The organism is Bradyrhizobium xenonodulans (assembly GCF_027594865.1).
In the GTDB taxonomy this organism is placed as follows: domain Bacteria; phylum Pseudomonadota; class Alphaproteobacteria; order Rhizobiales; family Xanthobacteraceae; genus Bradyrhizobium; species Bradyrhizobium xenonodulans.
On record NZ_CP089391.1, the window covers coordinates 556320 to 576423 of the forward strand.

Consider the following 20104-nt stretch of genomic DNA (forward strand, 5'->3'; position numbering starts at 1 on the left):
CATGGATTATCGCAATCTCGGCGCTTCCGGGCTCAAGGTCCCCGCTCTCAGCTTCGGTACCGGCACGTTTGGTGGACAGGGGCCACTGTTCTCGGCCTGGGGCCGCAGCGACGCAGACGAGGCACGCCGGCTGGTCGACATCTGCCTGGAGGCAGGCGTCAATCTGTTCGACAGCGCGGATGTCTATTCGAACGGTGCATCGGAGGAGATCCTCGGGGCCGCGATCAAGGGTCGCCGCGACAAGGTACTGATCTCGACCAAAATGAGCCTGCCGATGGGAGACGGTCCGTTCGATGCCGGCTCCTCGCGGCATCGTTTGCTCGCCTCGGTCGAAACGGCGCTGCGCCGGCTCGGGACTGACTATATCGACCTGCTCCAGCTTCACGCTTTCGATGCCTTCACGCCGATCGCGGAGGTGCTGTCGACGCTCGACACCCTCGTGCGCGCCGGCAAGCTGCGCTATGTCGGCGTCTCCAATTTCGCCGGATGGCAGTTGATGAAGTCGCTCGCGGTCGCCGATCATCACGGTTGGCCGCGCTATGTCGCCCATCAGGTCTATTATTCGCTACTCGGCCGCGACTATGAGTGGGAGCTCATGCCGCTCGCACGAGACCAGGGCGTCGGCGCGCTGGTGTGGAGTCCGCTCGGCTGGGGCCGGCTCACCGGCAAGATCCGCCGCGGAAAGCCGCTCCCTGCGAATAGCCGGCTGCACGCGACCGCGCAGTTCGGTCCGCCCGTGGATGACGAGCGGCTCTATGCCGTCGTCGACATGCTGGAGGCGATTGCCGCGGAGACCGGCCGCACCGTGCCGCAAATCGCGATCGCCTGGCTGCTGTCGCGCCCTACCGTATCGTCCGTGATCATTGGTGCCCGCAACGAGGCGCAACTGCGCGACAATCTCGGCGCGGTCGGATGGTCGCTGGGCGCGGACCAGATCACGCGTCTCGACGAGGCGAGCGCGGTGATGCCTTCCTATCCCTACTACCCCTATCGCGTCCAGGAGGGCTTTGCGCGGCTCAATCCGCCTCTGGTGTGATGGCTAGAGCATGATCCGGACCCGAAGGGCCGCGTTAGCGCAAAGTGCGAAGCGGTTTTCCGGAAAGATCATGCTCAAACAACAACCTAAAGCGATTCATCGTAATCTCATCGCGCTTTAGTAGAAGGTGGCAATCGCCGCGCCTATTCCTGGCGGAAGATTCGGCTCGTTCTTCAGCGTGTCGAGGAAGACGGGATCGCTGGATACCGTGAGGCCATCCAGCTTGATCGGATGCAGCGGCTCGGCCGCTGCCGCCGCGGTGACCTGCAAATCCGGACCGGTCCTGGCGCCGTCATATGCGAGCCGCGGCCGCAGTTGGACATTGTTGCCGAACTGCTCGTCCAGCGCGAGACGCCATCCGCCGCGAGACGCCGTTCCTCGGGCGATCGCGTCGCTCATGGCGAGGCTACGCGGCTGCAGCGTGCCGAGATTGCCGAGCGCGGTGTGCAAGCGGGTCGTCGCCTCCGCCAGCGTGACCTTCTCGATGCCGGGATCCTGATCGGGCGAGGAGAAGTCGATCACCCGCGCGCTACTGCCGATCTTGAGGGCCTCGCCGCTTCCGTCCGCCTGTTGCATCGCCTTCTTCGTTCCATAGCGCGGCCGTCCGCCGATCGTGACCAGCACGATATCCTGCTCGCGCGACTTGATCAGATGGCCGTAGGGATCGCCGGTGACGCCCTTCACGACCAGCAGATCGGCGAAGTTGCCCTTGGCGATCGTCCCGAGCTTCGCATCCCATTTCAGGATCGCCGCCGGATTGCGCGTCGCCATCGACACGATGTCGTAGTCGCTGAAGCCGAGGTTGAAATGCGCCGACACGACTTTCGCCGCCTTCAGCTCTCCCAGCAGGTTCTTGCTGCCGGACGGCGACCAGTCCGAGCCAAGCGCGATGGTGAGGCCGGCGTTCCGCGCTGCGGCGACGTCTGTCGTCTTTCCATACAGCAGCAGATTGCTCAGGGGCGACCAGATGACCTTGGCCCGGTTTTCGGCCATCGTTCCGAAGTCGGTCGCATCGAGCGCGGTGCAATGAATGCCGGCCAGCGACGGCTCGATCGCCCAGTCTCCTTGCGGATTGCGCAGCGCGAGGAAGTGGCTGTGCGCCTTGGTGTCGATGCCTTCGCTGAGATGGAGCAGGAAGCACGACGACGATTTCAGCTCGTGGTCGAACTTTGCCCAGTCCTCGGCGTCGATGTCGGGGATCTTGGAGTGAGCGCGCGGAAGATCGGGCGGGCTGCCGATTTCGGCAGCGCGCAGCGCGCCCTTGTAGTATTTGTGAATCGTGCCGCTCCAGTTCGACAGCGTGATCCCCTGGCTCGTCGTGGTGCCCGCGACAAGGCACTTGGCCTCGACATAGCGGACCAGGGCCGGCAGCAGCGAGCCGTCGTCGGCCAGCGCAATCGCGCTCATGGGACCTGTGACGGAGGTCTTGTACGATTTGGCGTTCTGCCACTGGTCGCGATTGCCGTAGAGTTGCGGCACGCGCCAGAGCGGCAGGATGTTGTAGCTGAGATGATTGTGCAGCTCGATCAGGCCGGGATAGATCGTGCCGCCAGTCGCCACCGGATCGACGGCCTCGAAGCCCACAGGGGCCGGTTGTCCCTTGGGGACGATTGCGGCGATGCGATTGTCCTCGATGAAGATCGTCCCGTTCTTGATGACGTCGCCCTCGGTGGCCATCGTCACGATCCGTCCGTTCAGCGCCCAGCGCTTCGGGGTCGCAGCCGGGCTCATGGGATCACTCCGTCGGGAACGGTGATCGTGATGTTGCGCCGCTTGGCTGCGGCATCAGCGCCCTGACGCACGGCCCAAGGCGTATCCCCGCGCATCCAGGCCGGCAGTCCTGCGGGAAGATCCTTTGCGATGATGTCGATGAGCTCGGACGGCAAGAAGGCGTCGCCGTAGGGCACGAGCGTCGTCGGCGCGTCGGGATGCTGGACATGCGGTGCGAGCGCCGCGAGCGCGGCATTCCACTTGGTCAGCATGATCTTGGTGTTTGCGATCCGGGTCGCGTTGTCATGGGCGGAGCTTTCCGGCCAGGTCGGGTGTGTGATGTGCTGGTAGGTGAGGGTCTTGAAGGCCGCGCCATCCGACGTCTTGAGCCAGGCCTTCCAGGCCTCGTCGGCAAGGCCGCCAAGCGAGACCACGGCCTCGATGTTGCCGGGCGCGAGGACTGCCTTGAACCATCTGTTGCGGTAGTCGACGATGCCGGGCTCGTTCTTGTGCTTGTTACCGCCGCTCTGCCCGTAGACGCTGTACAGGAAGGTGTTCACCATCACGTAGCTCTGCGTGATGCCGAGCTTGGTGAGGAAACCCTGCGTCCGGCGTCCCGCGGTGCCGACCAGGATGCGGCGCACGATGGTCTCGTGCTGGGCGGGATCCTGACCGACGACGAGCACGCGCGCCGATCCGTCGAGCCGGCCGCGGTGAAAGATCGGCCCCCATTCGATCCGGAAGTCGTGCGGATCGTAGGCCTCAGCGCCCGGATAATCGGCGCAAAGATCGCGAAATGGTTGCTGGTCGTATCCGCTGTCGAATTCCACGAGCATGGCAAATGCTCCGCTGTGTCGCGGGTGAAAATAACTGCGTCAAAAACGGCAATCTTGGCGGTCGTTCTCCGCAAGATTCAACCACTATATGGGTCAAGAGAGAGGGCCCAAAGGTTCATGCGCAGCAGGCTGTGACAGAGCGCCGCGACACCGCGCCATGCAGAAACGCGCCTGTACACGGTTGCGTGACCTTCATAACCTCCGCGGCGCAATTTCAGGAGATGCGACGTGGCGAAGACGGCGACCAGGAAGAAAACTGCTTCGAAGACGGCAGCGAAGACCGCGAGCAAGACGAGCACCGCTCGCAAGGTGGCCGTCGCGAAGGCGGGCAGGAAGACAGTCAGCAAGGCCGTCAAGACGACGGCACCTGGCAAGCCGGCCGCGGCACGCAAGCCGGCCCGGGCACGCAAGCCGGCCCGGGCACGCCGGCCGAAGGGCCCGGCCTGGCAATGGTCGGCAGTCGAGACTGTCGCTGCGATCCGCTCCGGCGCCATCTCCGCCGTCGAGGCGGTCGAAGCGCATCTCGAGCGGATGCGCGCCGTCAATCCGCGGCTGAACGCGGTCGTCGTCGATCTCAGCGAGGAGGCGCTGGCCGCGGCGCATGCGGCCGACAAGCAGCGTGCCAAGGGCGGCGAGCTCGGCCTGCTGCACGGCGTGCCCATCACCATCAAGGAGAACGTCGATTACGAAGGCCGGCCCAATTTCAACGGCGTTCCCGCCAACAAGGATCTCGTCGCGCCGTCGGATTCGCCCGTCGTCCGCAACCTGAAGAAGGCGGGTGCGATCGTCATCGGCCTCACCAACACCCCGGAATTCTCCTTCCGCGGCTTCACTGACAATCCCCTGCACGGGCTGACGCTCAATCCCTGGGATCCCAATATCACCTGCGGCGGCTCCTCGGGCGGCGCGGGCTCGGCGGTCGCCGCCGGCATCGGCACCATCGCCCATGGCAACGACATCGGCGGCTCGCTGCGCTGGCCGGCGCATTGCAATGGCGTTGCCACCATCAAGCCGACGCAGGGCCGCATCCCCGCGTTCAACGCGAGCGCTGCGGCCGAGCGGCCGATGCTGGCGCATCTGATGTCGGCGCAAGGCCCGCTCGCCCGCCATGTGGCCGATGTCCGCCTCGCATTGGAGGCGATGAGCCAGCGCGATCCGCGCGATCCCTGGTGGGTGCCGGCGCCGCTGGTCGGCGAGAGGCCGAAGGGACCGATCAAGGTCGCGCTGGCGAAGATCCCGGAGGACATGGACGTCGATCCGTCTGTGCACGCGGCACTGCGGCAGGCCGCCGATCATCTCGAACGCTCCGGCTATCGCGTGACCGAGGTCGATGTGCCCGACATCAACGGTGTCTGGCAGACCTGGTGCGACATCATCACCAACGAGACCGTGGTGATGCAGGAAGCCGCCATGCTGAAGGACACGTCCGAAGACTTCCACAAGGCGTGGAACGGCATGAAGACAAAGGCCGCCGTGCTTGATCTTCCCGCCTGGATGCGCGCCACCGCCGCGCGCAGCGGCCATATCCGCGCCTGGCAATTGTTCTTCGAGGAATATCCGGTGGTGCTTGCGCCGACCACGGTGAAACCGACGCCGGGCCCGCGCGACGACACCGTCAGCGCCGAGCGGGTGCGCGAGATCTTCTGGGGCGAGATCCGCTTCATCTCCGCGATCAACGTGCTGGGCCTGCCCGGCGCGGTGGTGCCGGTTGCCCTGCATGATGGCAAGCCGATCGGCGTGCAGCTCATTGCCGGGCGCTATCGCGAGGATCTTGCGCTCGATGCAGCGGCCGCGATCGAGAAGCGCGCCGGCGTGCTCACCCATCGGCTCTGGGAGACGATGGCCTGAACCCAGGCAAGCCGTTGACGCGTTGGCGGTGCACCCTCTCCCCTTGCGTGGGAGAGGGTAGCTTCGCGCCACCTCTTCCTACAAAGGGAAAAGCAACGCGGCTGGCGCGGCAAGATCGCGCAATTCGTTAATCCGGTTTAACGTGAATCTCGGCCAATTCACCAACAAGCATTAGGGTTACTTCCTCGATCTCTATGCGAATTATTGTCCGCTTTACCACCCACCTCTAACAGAGGAGCAGCGGACAACGCACATGCCTCATACAGGCCAATAAGTGCGGCCCGCTCCACGCGGAGGTGGCACGATGCGCAACGAAACGATCGCTATTCACGCCGGCTACGAGCCCGAAGCCACCACGCACGCCGTGGCCGTGCCGATCTACCAGACGGCAGCCTACGCCTTCGACAGCGCCGATCATGGCGCGGCGCTCTTCAATCTCGAGGCCGAAGGTTTCCGCTACAGCCGCATCGCCAATCCAACCAGCGCGGTGCTGGAAAAGCGCATCGCTCAGCTCGAAGGCGGCGTCGGCGCGCTTGCGGTCGCGACCGGGCAGGCTGCGCTGCATTTCGCCTTCGTCAACGTCGCCGACCACGGCGGCAACATCGTCTCCGTGCCGCAGCTGTACGGCACCACGCACACGTTGCTGTCGCACATCCTGCCGCGCCAGGGCATCACCGGCCGCTTCGCCGAGAGCGACAAGCCCGAGGCGATCGAAAGGCTGATCGACGAGAACACCCGCGCCGTGTTCGCCGAGACCATCGGCAATCCCGCCGGCAACGTCTGCGACATCGAGGCGCTCGCCAACATCGCGCATGCGCATGGCGTGCCGCTGATCGTGGACAACACGGTCGCGACCCCGATCCTGCTCAAGCCGTTCGACTACGGCGCCGACATCGCCGTGCATTCACTGACCAAGTTCCTGGGCGGTCACGGCACCACGCTCGGCGGCGCCATCGTCGATTCCGGCAACTTCCCCTGGGCGAAGCACGCCGACCGCTTCCCGGCCTACAACGAGCCTGACGCGTCCTATCATGGCCTCGTCTACGCCGAGCGTTTCGGCAGGACCGCCTATATCGAGCGCGCCCGCAGCGTCTATCAGCGCACCATGGGTTCGGTGCTGTCACCCTTCAACGCCTTCCTGCTGATCCAGGGCATCGAGACCGTGGCGCTGCGCATGGAGCGCCACTGCGAGAACGCCCGCAAGGTCGCCGAATTTTTGCGCGGCGATCCCCGTGTCGCCTGGGTCAACTACACCGGTTTCCCGGACAGCCCATACTATCCGCTGGTGCAGAAATATCTGAACGGCAACGCCTCCTCGCTGTTCACCTTCGGCATCAAGGGGGGCATGGAAGCCGGCAAGGCCTTCTACGACGCGCTGAAGCTGATCACGCGCCTCGTCAATATCGGCGATGCCAAGTCGCTGGCCTGCCATCCGGCCTCGACCACGCACCGGCAGATGTCGGCGGAGCAGCAGCGGGCCGCCGGCGTATTGCCGGAAACGATCCGCCTCTCGATCGGCATCGAGCATTCCGCAGATATCATCGAGGACATCGACCAGGCGCTGGACAAGGCCTGTCCGTCGGCACGCCTTCAGGCCGCGGAGTAGGCGAGCGCCTGCGATGACGATCTTGATCGACAGGGATCAAGTGATATCGAGCCCGGCGCTGGTCCCGGCCGGGGGCGGCCTTGCGCATGGCCACGCCGAACTCACCATCGGCCTGATCAACAACATGCCGGATCTGGCGCTGAAGGCGACCGAGCGGCAGTTCATGAAACTGCTCCAGGCCGCCGCTGGCCCGCGCCGCATCCGCTTCCATTGTTTTTCGTTGCCGTCGGTGAAACGCTCGCCGGAAGCCAGGTGGCATGTCGAGAGCGAATATTCGGAGCTCACCGAGCTCAGGCACCACAAGTTCGACGGGTTGATCGTGACAGGCGCCGAGCCGGTCGCGCCCGAACTCGACCAGGAGCCGTATTGGCGCGATCTCACCGAGCTGATCGACTGGGCCAAGGTCAACACGCGCTCGACGATCTGGTCGTGCTTGGCCGCGCACGCGGCGGTGCTGCATCTCGACCGCATCGAACGGCGGCGTCTCCCGGCCAAATGTCACGGCATCTTCGACTGCGAGGCCGTGACCGACGATCCGCTGACGCGCGCCGCGCCCGCGCCGCTCAAGGTCTCGCATTCGCGCCTGAACGAGCTCGCCGAGAGCGACCTCGCGCAGGCCGGCTATCAGGTGCTGACGCGTTCGGCCAAGGCCGGCGTCGACATCTTCGTCCGGCAATATGTCAGCCGGTTCGTGTTCTTCCAGGGCCACCCGGAATACGACGCGCTGTCGCTCCAGCGCGAATATCTGCGCGATATCGGCCGCTATCTCGCGCGTGAGCGCGAGACTTATCCGCATTTGCCTGTGAGCTATTTTGACGCAGCGACCGAAGAGAAGCTCAATCGCTTCGAGAAGAAGGCGGCCCACCAGCGCCATCCGGCGCTCACCAACGAGCTGCCGGCGCTGAATTTGCGCGCCGATATCGCCGCCGGCAGCGCGGCGGCGGCGCTTTTCCGCAATTGGCTACAGTATCTGGGCGCAGATGCCCGAGCTCCGCTGCTGGCGCGCTAGCCGGAGGAATTTGGTTCCGTGTTAGGATTACCCAGGCGTTAAGCTTGCCTCAACCGGCGCGCGAATGTTTCAGTAGAGAAATACGGAATCACAGGAAACGGAAGTCGTGTGGTCGGCACTCCAGGGACGCGTGAGCAATCGGCTTGCCCGGCATTTCCGCGCCGCGCCGCACCGGCTGCCCGCGCATGCGCCGATGGTGAGCTTCACCTTCGACGATGCCCCCGATAGCGCCGCAGGCGAGGGCGCCGAGCTCCTGGAGCAGCATGGCGGCCGCGGCACGTTCTACCTCGCCGGCAGCCTGATCGATCGTCCGTCCGATCATTGGCGTGGCCTGTCGAATGACGCGATCGTGCGGCTTCACCGGACCGGTCACGAGATCGCCTGCCACACCTTCTCGCACCAGAGCTCGGCCCGTCTCGACGAAGCCGCCATGGCCCGCGAGATCGAGCGCAACCGCAGCCATTTCCACGCCATCGATTCGTCGATCGTGCTGGAAAACTTCGCCTATCCCTATGGGATCGCCTCCGTCTGGCGCAAGCCCCAGCTCGCAAAGGCCTTCCGCTCGGCGCGCGGCATCCTTCCCGGTGTCAATCGCGACGTCATCGACCTCCAGTTCCTGCGTGCCTCGCCTTTGGTGAATTACGAGATCGATACTGCAGGCGTCGATCGCTATTTCGACGACGCCGTTGCAAGCGGCGGCTGGCTGATCTTCTACGGCCATGACGTCGCGGACGCGCCGAGCCCCTATGGCTGCACGCCGCATCTGATGCGCCACGCGCTGGAGGCAGCCCAGCGACGCAGCATGCCGATCGTGACGGTGGCCGAAGCGCTGCGCCGGATCGGGGCGTAGCCGGCTCTTCTTTATTTCTCCTCGCTCGCGGCGGAGTGAAGGCCCTTTCTCTGCGGCCATCCTTCGAGACGCCCGCCTTTGGCGGGCCCCCAGGATGAGGACGTCGTGCGTGGCAGCAATTTCTACAGGCAAAGATAGCGCTTAGCCTCATCCTGAGGAGACCGCATAGCGGTCGTCTCGAAGGACGAGGCGCTCGCACGGGCTCCGCCGGGGAGAGGGAGTAGCGGTGCAAGTCGCGCAAACAGTCTTGCCACGCCCGCGCCGCCATGCGACTGGCCTTGTGACGAATCCCACGGTCGTGGTTCCTGCCGCTCATGTCCTCCCCTTCCACCGTTCCGCTGCCTGCGCCGGCCAACGGCCGCGATGCGCTGTCGGTGCTGCATTCGGTGTTCGGCTTGCCGGGGTTCCGCGGCGCGCAGGGCGAGATCATCCGGCACGTCACGGACGGCGGCAATTGCCTGGTGCTGATGCCGACCGGCGGCGGCAAGTCGCTGTGTTATCAACTGCCGTCACTGCTGCGCGAAGGCTGCGGCATCGTGGTGTCGCCGCTGATCGCGCTGATGCGTGACCAGGTCGCCGGACTGATCGAGGCCGGTGTCAACGCTGCAGCGCTGAACTCGTCCCTGACGTTCCAGGAAGCCTCCGACATCGAGCGGCGCCTGATCGCGGGCGATCTCGACCTGCTCTATGTCGCACCGGAACGCCTTGTCACGCCGCGCTGCCTGTCGATGCTGGCGCAGGCCAAGGTGGCGCTGTTCGCGATCGACGAGGCGCATTGCGTCTCGCAATGGGGCCACGATTTCCGGCCCGAATATGTCGGCCTCTCCGTCATCGCCGAACGCTTTCCGGACGTTCCGCGCATCGCGCTGACCGCGACCGCCGACGAGTTGACGCGCAAGGAGATCGTCGAGCGCCTGAAGCTCGCCGACAGCCCGCAATTCGTCTCCAGCTTCGACCGGCCCAACATCCGTTACGAGATCGTCGACAAGCGCAATGCGGTGTCGCAGCTCAAGGAATTCATCCGCGAGCGTCATGCCGGCGATGCCGGCGTGGTCTATTGCCTGTCCCGCAATCGCGTCGAGGAAGTCGCCGCCGCGCTCGACGATGCCGGCATTGCCGCGCTGCCCTACCACGCCGGGCTCGACGGCAGCGTGCGCTCGCGCAACCAGGACCGTTTCCTCAGCGAGGACGGCATCGTCATCGTCGCCACCGTCGCCTTCGGCATGGGCATCGACAAGCCCGACGTGCGCTTCGTCGCCCATCTCGATCTGCCCAAGAGCATCGAGGCCTATTACCAGGAGACGGGCCGTGCCGGCCGCGACGGCAAGCCGTCAGCGGCCTGGATGGCCTACGGCCTCTCGGACATCGTGCAGCAGCGCCGCATGATCGACGAGTCCACCGCCTCCGACGAGTTCAAGCGGGTCTCGATCGGCAAGCTCGACGCGCTGGTCGGCCTTGCCGAAACGCCGCACTGCCGGCGCCGGCGGTTGCTCGCCTATTTCGGAGAGATCGTGATGGGCGAGAGCTGCGGCAATTGCGACAACTGCCTGACGCCGCCCAAGATGCGCGACGGCAAGGTGCTGGCGCAGAAGCTCCTGTCCTGCGTCTACCGCACCGGGCAGCGCTTCGGCGCGATGCACCTGATCGACGTGCTGATCGGGCGCCTCACTGAGAAGGTGACGCAGTTCGGCCACGACAAGCTCTCGGTGTTCGGCATCGGGCGTGAGCTCAACGAGAAGCAATGGCGCACCGTGCTGCGGCAGCTGGTGGCGATGGGGCATTTGCAGAGCGACAGCGAGGCATTCGGCGCGCTGAAGCTGACGGAGACCGCGCGCGGCGTGCTGCGTGGTGAGACCGAGGTGTGGCTACGTGAGGAGGCGCCGGGGACTCGCGTTCGCGCAAGCCGCGCCAAATCCCGCCGCGGCGATCTCGCGCCGGAGGCGAGCGGGCCGCAAGGCGATGTCGATCCCGAGCTGCGTGCGCGGTTGCGGTCCTGGCGTGCAGACGTCGCGCGCGAGCGCGGTGTGCCGGCCTATGTCGTGCTGCACGATGCCACCATCGACGGCATCGTCCGGGCCTGGCCGACCACGCTCGACGAGCTGCGTGGCGTGCCCGGCATCGGCGACAAGAAGCTCGAGCATTACGGCGACGAGCTGCTGCAGATCGTCAGGACGCGGTAGCGGCGCGCCCTCGCCACATCGTCATCCCAGACAAGCGGAGCGCAGATCCGGGATCCATACCGCGTAATCTATCTTGAGGCAGGCGGGACGACGTTCTTAGCCAAACATCTCCCTGGGGCTATGGATCCCAGGTCTGCGCTGACGCTTGCCCGGGACGACAGCGGAGAGAAGGTGAGAGCTTACCGCTTCACCCATTCCGGAACGCGTAGGCATAGCCGTTCAGCGCCGGCGCGCCGCCGAGATGGGCGTAGAGAATCTTTGCGCCCTTCTCGAAATAGCCCTTCTGCGCGAGGTCGATCAGGCCCTGCATCGATTTGCCTTCGTAGACGGGGTCGGTGATCATGCCCTCGAGCCGCGCGGTGAGGCGGATCGCTTCCTTGGTCTCTTCCGATGGCACGCCATAGGCGGGATAGGCGTAGTCCTCGACCAGCACGACGTCGTCAGCGACGAGGTCCTTGCCGAGCTCGACGAGCTTTGCGGTGTTCTGCGCGATCTCGAGCACCTGCGCTTTCGTCTGGCTAGGGGTGAAGGAGGCGTCGATGCCGATCACCTTGCGGGCGCGGCCATCGGCGGCAAAGCCGACCAGCATGCCGGCATGGGTCGAGCCGGTGACGGTGCAGACCACGATGTAGTCGAACTTGAAGCCGAGCTCGGCTTCCTGCTTGCGCACCTCTTCGGCGAAGCCGACATAGCCGAGGCCGCCGAACTTGTGCACGGAGGCGCCGGCCGGAATCGCGTAGGGCTTGCCGCCCGCGGCCTTCACTTCGTCGATCGCCTGCTCCCAGCTCTTGCGGATGCCGATGTCGAAGCCGTCGTCGACGAGCCGCACGTCGGCGCCCATGATGCGCGACAGCATGATGTTGCCGACGCGGTCATAAACCGCGTCCTCGTGCGGCACCCAGGCTTCCTGCACCAGGCGGCACTTCATGCCGATCTTGGCCGCGACCGCCGCGATCATGCGGGTGTGGTTCGACTGCACGCCGCCGATCGAGACCAGCGTATCGGCGTTGGAGGCGATCGCGTCGGGGATGATGTATTCGAGCTTGCGCAGCTTGTTGCCGCCATAGGCGAGGCCGGAATTGCAGTCCTCGCGCTTGGCATAGACCTCGACCTGGCCGCCGAGATGCTTCGACAGCCGCTCCAGCTTCTCGATGGGCGTCGGGCCGAAGGTCAGCGGATAGCGCGCGAATTTGTCCAGCTTCATGGGTCATCCCGATTGGCGTTGGTGTCAGGGACGTGGCTAGCATCCGCTTGCGGAAAGGTGCTCTCGAATATTGCGCCTATGCTGCGCCTTATCTTGCAGAGGTGACGTCATTTGCTATTATTTCTTCCGTTATAATCGCCATTTACGGAAATTTCTTCCATGCCCGCTCGGCTCGATCGAATTGACCTCAAGATGTTGAGATTGCTGCAAAATAACGGTCGGCTCAGCAATGCGGAGCTGGCCGAAACCGTCGCCATTAGCCCCGCGACCTGCCATCGTCGCACCCAGCGCCTGTTCGAGGACGGTTTTATCGCCACTGTGCGCGCCATGGTCGCCCCGAAGAAAGTGGCCAAGGGCACGCTGGTGATGGTCGGCGTGGTGCTGGACCGCTCGACGCCGGAGAGCTTTGCCATCTTCGAGCAGGCGATCGCCAGGCTGAAATTCGTGCTCGACTGCCACCTCGTCGCCGGCGACTTCGACTATTTCCTGAAAATCCGCGTCGGCGACATGGAGGATTTCAATCGCATCCACGGCGAGCAGCTCATCGCGCTGCCCGGCGTGCGCCAGACCCGCACCTTCTTCGTGATGAAGGAAGTCGTCGACAACGCGCCGCTGGAGTTTTGAGCCAGAGCGTTTTCCGGCGAAGTGGAAACCGGTTCGCGGGATGAAAATGCGTCCAACAATAATTCAGGGCTATTGATGCGCGATCCGCATCGTGGGAGGTTCGCGCGATGCAGACATTTCCCTTCCGCCACCCCAATCCGGCCGGGCCGGCCTATCGGCGCGGCTGGGTGGACGAGGCGGTGGCCGCGATCGAGGCCGACCAGTGCCGCACGGCCGACACGCATCTGATCCGGCTGATCGTGCCGGCACTATCAGGCATCGACATCTATCTCAAAGACGAGTCCACGCATCCGACCGGCAGCCTGAAGCATCGCCTGGCGCGTTCGCTGTTCCTCTATGCGCTCTGCAACGGCCATATCCGCGAAGGCACGCCCGTCGTCGAGGCCTCGTCGGGATCGACCGCGGTGTCGGAAGCCTATTTCGCGCAGATGATCGGCGTGCCGTTCTACGCCGTGATGCCGCGCACGACCTCGGCGGAGAAGATCGCCGCGATCGAGCATTATGGCGGCAACTGCCATCTGATCGACGACGGCCGCGCGCTGTATGCGGAAGCCGCCGCGCTCGCCGCCCGGCTGAACGGCCATTACATGGACCAGTTCACCTTTGCCGAGCGGGCCACGGACTGGCGCGGCAACAACAACATCGCCGAATCGATCTTCACGCAATTGCAGGGCGAGCCGCGACCGCTGCCGGACTGGATCGTGATGGGCGCGGGCACCGGCGGCACCTCGGCGACCATCGGGCGCTATCTGCGCTATCGTCAGTATCCCACGCGCCTGTGCGTCGCCGATGTCGAGCATTCCGCCTTCTTCGACTGTTTCCGCACGCAGGACCGCTCCCACGTTTGCGACCGTCCGTCGCTGATCGAAGGCGTCGGCCGGCCGCGCTGCGAGCCGTCCTTCGTACCGGGCGTGGTCGATCGCATGATGAAGATCCCCGATGCGGCAACGATTGCGGCCATGAACCTGCTGTCGCGCCGGCTGCGCCGCGCGGTCGGCGGCTCCACGGGCACCAACTTCCTGGCGCTATGCCGGCTCGCCTCGGAGATGCGCAAGGCGAACGTGACGGGGTCGCTGGTGACGCTGATCTGCGATTCCGGCGAGCGTTACCGGCAGACCTATTACGAGCCCGAATGGCTGAAAGCGCGCGGCCTCGATCCAGCGCCATTCGAGGCGGCGCTATCGTCGTTTCTCGATACCGGGCAGCCGTTGGCGCTCGCGGTCGAAGACGTCGTCAATCCGCTGGCTGTGCCAAACCCTGACGCCTGACAGCTGACGTCTCCGTGCGATTTGCAAAATGGCACGGTCGTCACGGCAACTTCACTTGCCTTGCACGTATGCGCGGGTGAGCCTCAGCTCTTCTCAACGAGGAGATCTCGCCGTGCGCCTTCCCATTCTCGATCCGAAACAGCTGACCGACGAGCAGAAGCCGCTTTATGACGACATGCGAGCGGGCATCAAGGACCATTTCAAGGGCTTCATCAACATGCGCGATGACGGCGCGCTGCTCGGACCCTGGAATCCCTGGATCCGCGAGCCGCGCTTCGGCAAGCCGGTGTGGGAGCTGGTCAAGGCGATCGCGTCGAATCCGCTGCTGCCGGCGGCGGTGCGCGAGGTTGCGATCCTCGTCACCGGCTCGCATTTCCGTTCGGGCTACGAGCTCTATGCCCATGTGCTGGTGGCCGAGCAGCGCGGCCTCTCCGACGAGAAGCTCGCGACCATCGTCGCCGGGCAGCGGCCGGTGGATCTCACCAGGCAGGAAGCGATCGCCTATGACGTCGCCTCCGCGCTGGTCGGCGGCGGCGTGCTGCCGGAATTGACCTGGCGCGCGGCGGTGAAGGAATTCGGCGAGCACGGCGCGGCCGAGCTGTCTTACCTGGTCGGGGTCTATTGCATGGTCTCGGTCACGCTCAACACGTTCGACGTGCCGGTGCCGGAGTAGCCAGGCCCCGTTGTTTGGGCATGACGCTTGGCGCTCTGATGGGGGAACCGTTCGCTGAATGGAACGTGATCACTCAAGCGCTATCCGCAAGCAATGGACTGCACGGATGGACGCGGTTACCCTGCCGTGATCGCACTGATAGGCTCGCCGGCCAGAGTGCAGGCCGGACAATGGAAGGACGACAGCCATGAACACGTCACGCCGCATTCTGCTCACTGGTCTGGCTGGGTTCGCTGTTGCTCCGACGGCCGTGGCGGCTAGCGTGCCATCGCCCGAGCCTGGTGACGTGACGGTCGCCGAAGAGCGATTCGCGCGCACGATTGCAGCCGCGCATGCGCCTGATGTCACCTGCGCGCGACAGGCGGAACGCTATGCGGATGCGCATTGGCCTGACTATGTCGTGGCGGCCAGGGCGGTGCTCGGCGCGCGCGTCTGAGTCTCGCTCTTACTTCTCCACGGCGCGCCGCACCTGCTCGCCGATCTGCGACAGCACGAGCTGGGCCTGCGGCAGGATTGCGCCCATGGCGTGGAAATTGTGAACCATGCCGTCGTGGCAGACATGCTCGACCGCGACGCCCGCGGCGAGCAGCTTGCGCGCATAGGCGTTGCCCTCGTCGCGCATCGGGTCGTACTCGGCGGTATGGATGATCGCCGTGGGCAATCCCGCAAGTCGCGTCGCCCGCAGCGGGGAGATGCGGGGATCGGCGGCGTCCAGGCCCTCGGGCAAATAGTCGGAAAGATCGGCTTCGATGGTGATGCGGTCGATCAGATGGCCCTCGGCGAATTCCTCACGCGAAGGCGAGGTCTCCTCGAAATCCAGCACCGGGCAGATCAGGCATTGCGCGACGATGGAGAGCCCGGCGCTCTGCGCCGCCTCCTGGCAGACGATCGCTGCGAGGGTGGCGCCGGCGGAGTCGCCGCCGACCACCAGATGTTCGGCGTCGATGCCGAGCGACGACGCTTCGCGCGCGACCCATTCGGTCGCGGCGATCGCATCGTCGATGGCCGCAGGAAATTTGTGCTCGGGCGCGAGCCGGTAATCGACCGAGATGAGGCGGCAGCCGGTGACATGCGCCAGCCCGGCCGCGATGCGGTCGTGCGTCGCAATGCTGCCCGCAACGAGGCCGCCGCCATGAAAGAACACGAAGCCCGGCGTGCGCTCGCCGGCAGACGCGGGCGCGTACAGGCGATAGGGCATCTCGCCGCCGGGGCCGGGCAGCATGCCGTCGGAGGTGGTCACATCCGGCGCCTCGGCACGCGCGAACTGCATCAGTTTCGCCAGCGACTGCCGCCGCGCCTCCACGCTCGGCCGGCTTCGCGCCTGCGGCGCGGCCGCCGCCATCATGGTCAACAAACGCTTTGCGAGCGGATCGAGCGGCATGCGGCTTCTTCTCCTCTTGTGCGAGAAGGTAACCCACCCTTTCCCCGCAGGGAATCATTTAGAGATTGCGACCAATAGTGGCGCTATATTGCGGCGTCACGCCAACGGGAGGCCGGTCATGGCCGAGATCATGAAATCGATCGAATATTCGCCGAGCTGGACCTTCTTCGAAGGCAAGTGGCACGACGGCAATGTGCCGATCATGGGGCCGCGCACGCATGCGGCCTGGCTCGGCTCGATCGTGTTCGACGGTGCGCGTGCGTTCGAGGGCGTCGCGCCCGATCTGGATCGTCACGTCGCCCGCGCCAATCAATCCGCGATCAACTTTGGTCTGAAACCGGTGGTCGACACCGCCACCTGGCTCACGCTGGCAAACGACGGCATCGCGCGTTTCGCCGCGAATGCCGAGCTCTACGTCCGCCCGATGTATTGGGCGCAGAACGGAAGTGGCGGCGGCGTGCTGTTCGACCCCGAGACGACCAATTGGTGCCTGTGCATCTACGAGGCACCGATGCCGAAGCCGGTCGGCAACGCAATCACGCTGTCGCCGTTCCGCAGGCCCACGGCCGAATGTGCGCCGGTCGAAGCCAAGGCCGCCTGCCTCTACCCGAACAATTCGCGCGCGCTGGCGGAAGCGGCTTCCCGCGGCTTCCAGAATGCGCTGTTGCTCGACATGCTCGGCAATGTCGCGGAGTTCGGCAATTCCAACGTGTTCATGGCGAAGGATGGCGTTGTCTATACGCCGGTGCCGAACGGCACGTTCCTGAACGGCATCACGCGCCAGCGCGTCATCAGCCTGCTACGCGGCGACGGCGTCACCGTGGTCGAGAAGACGTTGCGCTATGCCGACTTCCTCGCCGCCGACGAGATCTTCTCCACCGGCAATTTCGCCAAGGTCGCGCCGGTGATCCGCATCGACGAGCGCGAGCTGAAGCCGGGGCCGTTCTACACCAGGGCGCGAAAACTCTATTGGGATTTTGCGCACGCGGTAAAGCTGGCGGCGTGAGGGGAGCTAGCCGCTCCGCCGAAACCGGCTGAACTGAAACGCCTGCGTCGAATTCCACGGCGTATGGTGCGTCTCGCTCCGCGTCTCGACCAGCTCAAACTCCGGCCCGAGCTCTGCCGCAAGGCTCGCACTGTCGTGCCGCTGCACCGGCAGGCCGCTGCACTTCTCCGGACCGTCGGGCGCGAACGTCGCGATGATGACGTGGCCGCCGGGTGCAACCGCCGACCGCAGGCGCGCGACGTAAGCAGCCCTGTCGCGGGCTTCGGTCAGGAAGTGAAACGCCGCACGATCGTGCCAGATATCGTAGGTCTTCGCCGGCTGCCAAGTCGTGGCGTCGGCGACCATCCAGTCGACCGTTGAGGCGGCGTGGCCGATTCGTCGCTTCGCAGCGTCGAGCGCATTGGCGGAGAGATCCAGCACGGCGAGATCACGATATCCGTGCTGCAACAGAGCATCGACCAGCCGCGAGGCACCGCCGCCGATATCGATGACGCGTGCGCCGGGAGCCGGATCGGCCGCACGAATCATCTCGAGGGAGATCGTCGGGCTGTCCTGAAACCAGCTAACCTCGGCCTCGCCCTTGGTGGCGTAGACATTGTCCCAATGCGTGCTTCGGTCGGACATGACGTCCTCCGACTCGCCCGGCGGCCGTCCGCAGAGGAACGATTTATTCGTCCTTCTTCGACATCCGCTCGAGGCGCTCCTGCATGTCCTTCATCTGCTGGCGCAGATCGTCGATGTTGCTGTCCGTGGCCGCCGGGGCGTTGGCATCGGGCTCCGGCTCCGAAGTGGTCGCCGGGCGGGCCGCGCCCGGGGTAAACGGCTTGAACATCGAGAAGGTCTGCTGGAACAGTTCCATGTTGCGGCGGACCTGTTCTTCCAACGGCGCAAAGGGAGTACCGGACAGCGTGTTGGCGATCTGCTTGCGGAACTTCTCCTGCTCCTGGGTCAGCGTCGCGATCGACTGCTCCAGATATTTCGGAACCACCATCTGCATGCTGTCGCCATAGAAGCGGATGAGCTGGCGCAGGAAGGTGGTCGGCAACAGGTTCTGGCCGGCCTTGTTCTCCTGCTCGAAGATGATCTGGGCGAGCACGGAGCGGGTGATGTCGTCACCGCTCTTGGCGTCGTAGACCAGGAAATCCTCGCCGTCCTTGACCATGGCGGCGAGATCCTCGAGCGTCACGTAGGTGCTCGTTCCGGTGTTATAGAGCCGGCGGTTCGCGTATTTCTTGATGGTGGTGGGTTGGTCTGATTTCGCCATGGGCTCTCACTTGCAAGCGCGGAGAACGGGAACCCGGCGGGCCATGCCGCAGGGCGGGAAGAGTACGCAACGCAACAAAATAAGCATTTTCAAAGGGGTCACGCTACCGTTTTGTGCGCCACGGTTAATCGGGCAGCAAAAACGTGCTTGCGAAAGCGCCAAGAACGCTATTTTGAATGCGCTGCGGCATGAATTCGGTCGCCGGCCGATTGACATGCCTCAACGACGTTAACAGGATGCCATCCGAGACTGGCGAGCCTTTTCCCCAGCCCCGCCTGCCCCCTTTCAACACCAGGAGATGCCCATGTCAGACGATGTCGTCATCGTCAGCGCCGCCCGCACCCCGGTCGGAAGCTTCAACGGAGCGTTCGCGACCCTTCCCGCCCATGATCTCGGCGCCATCGCCATCAAGGCCGCGCTGGAGCGTGGTGGCATCGAGCCCGGTCGGGTTTCGGAAGTCATCATGGGCCAGATCCTGACCGCCGCTCAGGGCCAGAACCCGGCCCGCCAGGCCTCGATCATGGCCGGCATTCCAGTGGAGAGCCCGGCCTGGGGCGTCAACCAGCTCTGCGGCTCGGGCCTGCGCACGGTCGCGCTCGGCTACCAGGCGCTGCTCAACGGCGATTCCGAGATCGTGGTCGCCGGCGGCCAGGAATCCATGAGCATGGCCCCGCACGCCCAGTACCTGCGCGGCGGCGTCAAGATGGGCCCGGTCGAGTTCGTCGACACCATGATCAAGGACGGCCTGTGGGATGCCTTCAACGGCTACCACATGGGCAACACCGCCGAGAACGTCGCGCGGCAGTGGCAGATCACCCGCGCCCAGCAGGACGAGTTTGCGGTCGCCTCGCAGCAGAAGGCCGAGGCCGCGCAGAAGGCCGGCAAGTTCAACGACGAGATCGTCGCCGTCACCATCAAGGGCCGCAAGGGCGATGTCGTCGTCAGCGCCGACGAATATCCGCGCCACGGCGCAACGATCGACGCGATGGCCAAGCTTCGTCCCGCCTTCGAGAAGGAAGGCACGGTCACCGCGGGCTCGGCCTCCGGCATCAATGACGGCGCTGCCGCCGTGGTGCTGATGACCGCCAAGCAGGCCGCCAAGGAAGGCAAGACGCCGCTCGCGCGCATCGTGTCCTGGGCGCAGGCCGGCGTCGATCCGAAGATCATGGGCTCGGGTCCGATCCCGGCCTCGCGTGCCGCGCTGAAGAAGGCCGGCTGGAACGTCGGCGATCTCGACCTGATCGAGGCCAATGAAGCCTTCGCGGCGCAGGCCTGTGCCGTCAACAAGGACCTCGGCTGGGACACCTCCAAGGTCAACGTCAATGGCGGCGCGATCGCGATCGGCCATCCGGTCGGCGCTTCCGGTGCGCGCGTGCTGGTGACGCTGCTGCACGAAATGCAGAAGCGCGACTCGAAGAAGGGTCTCGCCACGCTGTGCATCGGCGGCGGCATGGGTATCGCGATGTGTCTGGCGCGCGACTGAAGATAGCTGACACATAGCTGACGTGTCATTTGCGCGTGCGCTGCACACAGATTGAGTGCGTCGCACGCGGCTAAAAAGGCAGCGGTTGCAAATCAATTATTCTTCGCAACCGCGCAAGCCTCGACT

At 65.0% G+C, this 20104-nt stretch carries 18 protein-coding genes; 12 read left to right on the forward strand and 6 right to left on the reverse strand.

The window, feature by feature from the left end:
* Position 1: 1 nt before the first annotated feature.
* Complete coding sequence (locus I3J27_RS02625; protein WP_270164892.1) at positions 2-1036, forward strand: aldo/keto reductase; 1035 nt, start codon at positions 2-4, stop codon at positions 1034-1036.
* Between the two features lie 117 nt (positions 1037-1153).
* Here the strand turns inward: I3J27_RS02625 and I3J27_RS02630 are convergent, their stop codons facing one another.
* Positions 1154-2767, reverse strand: a complete 1614-nt coding sequence (locus I3J27_RS02630) for an amidohydrolase family protein (RefSeq protein ID WP_270164894.1) — start codon at positions 2765-2767, stop codon at positions 1154-1156.
* The gene (locus tag I3J27_RS02635) at positions 2764-3582 is read right to left on the reverse strand and encodes a uracil-DNA glycosylase family protein (RefSeq protein ID WP_270164896.1); all 819 of its coding nucleotides are present in this window, start codon (positions 3580-3582) and stop codon (positions 2764-2766) included. The genes I3J27_RS02630 and I3J27_RS02635 overlap by 4 nt, the downstream gene beginning before the upstream one ends.
* Positions 3583-3810: 228 nt before the next feature.
* Here I3J27_RS02635 and I3J27_RS02640 point away from each other — a divergent pair, with 228 nt between their 5' ends.
* From I3J27_RS02640 to recQ, 5 genes are all read left to right on the forward strand, one after another.
* A complete protein-coding gene (locus I3J27_RS02640; RefSeq protein ID WP_270164898.1) occupies positions 3811-5430 on the forward strand; it encodes an amidase family protein in 1620 nt (539 codons plus the stop codon).
* 304 nt (positions 5431-5734) lie between these two features.
* On the forward strand, positions 5735-7036 hold the full coding sequence (locus I3J27_RS02645; RefSeq protein ID WP_270164901.1) for an O-acetylhomoserine aminocarboxypropyltransferase/cysteine synthase family protein: 1302 nt from the start codon (positions 5735-5737) through the stop codon (positions 7034-7036).
* A 13-nt stretch (positions 7037-7049) separates the two neighbouring features.
* Complete coding sequence (metA, locus tag I3J27_RS02650; protein ID WP_270164903.1) at positions 7050-8045, forward strand: homoserine O-succinyltransferase MetA; 996 nt, start codon at positions 7050-7052, stop codon at positions 8043-8045.
* 106 nt (positions 8046-8151) lie between these two features.
* Entirely contained in the window at positions 8152-8895 is a 744-nt protein-coding gene (locus I3J27_RS02655) for a polysaccharide deacetylase family protein (RefSeq protein WP_306417050.1), read from the forward strand.
* Between the two features lie 314 nt (positions 8896-9209).
* Complete coding sequence (recQ, locus tag I3J27_RS02660; RefSeq protein WP_270164908.1) at positions 9210-11075, forward strand: DNA helicase RecQ; 1866 nt, start codon at positions 9210-9212, stop codon at positions 11073-11075.
* 187 nt (positions 11076-11262) lie between these two features.
* Here recQ and I3J27_RS02665 read toward each other — a convergent pair whose 3' ends face one another.
* Positions 11263-12279: a 1-aminocyclopropane-1-carboxylate deaminase gene (locus I3J27_RS02665; protein WP_270164910.1), complete on the reverse strand. Its 1017-nt coding sequence runs from the start codon at positions 12277-12279 to the stop codon at positions 11263-11265.
* A gap of 159 nt (positions 12280-12438) precedes the next feature.
* On the opposite strand from I3J27_RS02665, the gene I3J27_RS02670 reads away from it, so the two are divergent.
* From I3J27_RS02670 to I3J27_RS02685, 4 genes are all read left to right on the forward strand, one after another.
* The gene (locus I3J27_RS02670; RefSeq protein ID WP_270164913.1) at positions 12439-12903 is read left to right on the forward strand and encodes an Lrp/AsnC family transcriptional regulator; all 465 of its coding nucleotides are present in this window, start codon (positions 12439-12441) and stop codon (positions 12901-12903) included.
* Between the two features lie 107 nt (positions 12904-13010).
* A complete protein-coding gene (locus tag I3J27_RS02675; protein ID WP_270164916.1) occupies positions 13011-14171 on the forward strand; it encodes a PLP-dependent cysteine synthase family protein in 1161 nt (386 codons plus the stop codon).
* Between the two features lie 112 nt (positions 14172-14283).
* On the forward strand, positions 14284-14844 hold the full coding sequence (locus I3J27_RS02680; RefSeq protein WP_270164918.1) for a carboxymuconolactone decarboxylase family protein: 561 nt from the start codon (positions 14284-14286) through the stop codon (positions 14842-14844).
* A gap of 187 nt (positions 14845-15031) precedes the next feature.
* Positions 15032-15280, forward strand: coding sequence for a hypothetical protein (locus tag I3J27_RS02685; RefSeq protein ID WP_270164920.1), 249 nt, complete (start codon positions 15032-15034; stop codon positions 15278-15280).
* Positions 15281-15289: 9 nt separating this feature from the next.
* Here the strand turns inward: I3J27_RS02685 and I3J27_RS02690 are convergent, their stop codons facing one another.
* The gene (locus I3J27_RS02690) at positions 15290-16225 is read right to left on the reverse strand and encodes an alpha/beta hydrolase (RefSeq protein WP_270164922.1); all 936 of its coding nucleotides are present in this window, start codon (positions 16223-16225) and stop codon (positions 15290-15292) included.
* 118 nt (positions 16226-16343) lie between these two features.
* Between I3J27_RS02690 and I3J27_RS02695 the strand changes: the two genes are divergently transcribed.
* Positions 16344-17231, forward strand: coding sequence for a branched-chain amino acid aminotransferase (locus I3J27_RS02695; RefSeq protein WP_270164925.1), 888 nt, complete (start codon positions 16344-16346; stop codon positions 17229-17231).
* A gap of 6 nt (positions 17232-17237) precedes the next feature.
* Here I3J27_RS02695 and I3J27_RS02700 read toward each other — a convergent pair whose 3' ends face one another.
* Positions 17238-17855: a class I SAM-dependent methyltransferase gene (locus I3J27_RS02700; protein WP_270164928.1), complete on the reverse strand. Its 618-nt coding sequence runs from the start codon at positions 17853-17855 to the stop codon at positions 17238-17240.
* A gap of 43 nt (positions 17856-17898) precedes the next feature.
* Positions 17899-18495 (reverse strand): polyhydroxyalkanoate synthesis repressor PhaR, encoded by a 597-nt coding sequence (phaR, locus tag I3J27_RS02705; RefSeq protein WP_270164930.1) that lies wholly within the window; start codon positions 18493-18495, stop codon positions 17899-17901.
* Positions 18496-18799: 304 nt separating this feature from the next.
* Between phaR and I3J27_RS02710 the strand changes: the two genes are divergently transcribed.
* Positions 18800-19978 (forward strand): acetyl-CoA C-acetyltransferase, encoded by a 1179-nt coding sequence (locus tag I3J27_RS02710; RefSeq protein WP_270164933.1) that lies wholly within the window; start codon positions 18800-18802, stop codon positions 19976-19978.
* The last annotated feature ends 126 nt before the right edge of the window (positions 19979-20104 follow it).

Excerpts from the sequence above, each read along its gene's own strand:
- metA (WP_270164903.1), top strand. The coding sequence starts at position 7,050 with ATGACGATCTTGATCGACAGGGATCAAGTGATATCGAGCCCGGCGCTG.
- I3J27_RS02625 (WP_270164892.1), top strand. The coding sequence starts at position 2 with ATGGATTATCGCAATCTCGGCGCTTCCGGGCTCAAGGTCCCCGCTCTC.
- I3J27_RS02665 (WP_270164910.1), bottom strand. The coding sequence starts at position 12,279 with ATGAAGCTGGACAAATTCGCGCGCTATCCGCTGACCTTCGGCCCGACG.
- I3J27_RS02645 (WP_270164901.1), top strand. The coding sequence starts at position 5,735 with ATGCGCAACGAAACGATCGCTATTCACGCCGGCTACGAGCCCGAAGCC.
- I3J27_RS02630 (WP_270164894.1), bottom strand. The coding sequence starts at position 2,767 with ATGAGCCCGGCTGCGACCCCGAAGCGCTGGGCGCTGAACGGACGGATC.
- I3J27_RS02685 (WP_270164920.1), top strand. The coding sequence starts at position 15,032 with ATGAACACGTCACGCCGCATTCTGCTCACTGGTCTGGCTGGGTTCGCT.
- recQ (WP_270164908.1), top strand. The coding sequence starts at position 9,210 with ATGTCCTCCCCTTCCACCGTTCCGCTGCCTGCGCCGGCCAACGGCCGC.
- I3J27_RS02690 (WP_270164922.1), bottom strand. The coding sequence starts at position 16,225 with ATGCCGCTCGATCCGCTCGCAAAGCGTTTGTTGACCATGATGGCGGCG.
- I3J27_RS02635 (WP_270164896.1), bottom strand. The coding sequence starts at position 3,582 with ATGCTCGTGGAATTCGACAGCGGATACGACCAGCAACCATTTCGCGAT.
- I3J27_RS02710 (WP_270164933.1), top strand. The coding sequence starts at position 18,800 with ATGTCAGACGATGTCGTCATCGTCAGCGCCGCCCGCACCCCGGTCGGA.
- I3J27_RS02695 (WP_270164925.1), top strand. The coding sequence starts at position 16,344 with ATGGCCGAGATCATGAAATCGATCGAATATTCGCCGAGCTGGACCTTC.
- phaR (WP_270164930.1), bottom strand. The coding sequence starts at position 18,495 with ATGGCGAAATCAGACCAACCCACCACCATCAAGAAATACGCGAACCGC.
- I3J27_RS02700 (WP_270164928.1), bottom strand. The coding sequence starts at position 17,855 with ATGTCCGACCGAAGCACGCATTGGGACAATGTCTACGCCACCAAGGGC.
- I3J27_RS02670 (WP_270164913.1), top strand. The coding sequence starts at position 12,439 with ATGCCCGCTCGGCTCGATCGAATTGACCTCAAGATGTTGAGATTGCTG.
- I3J27_RS02675 (WP_270164916.1), top strand. The coding sequence starts at position 13,011 with ATGCAGACATTTCCCTTCCGCCACCCCAATCCGGCCGGGCCGGCCTAT.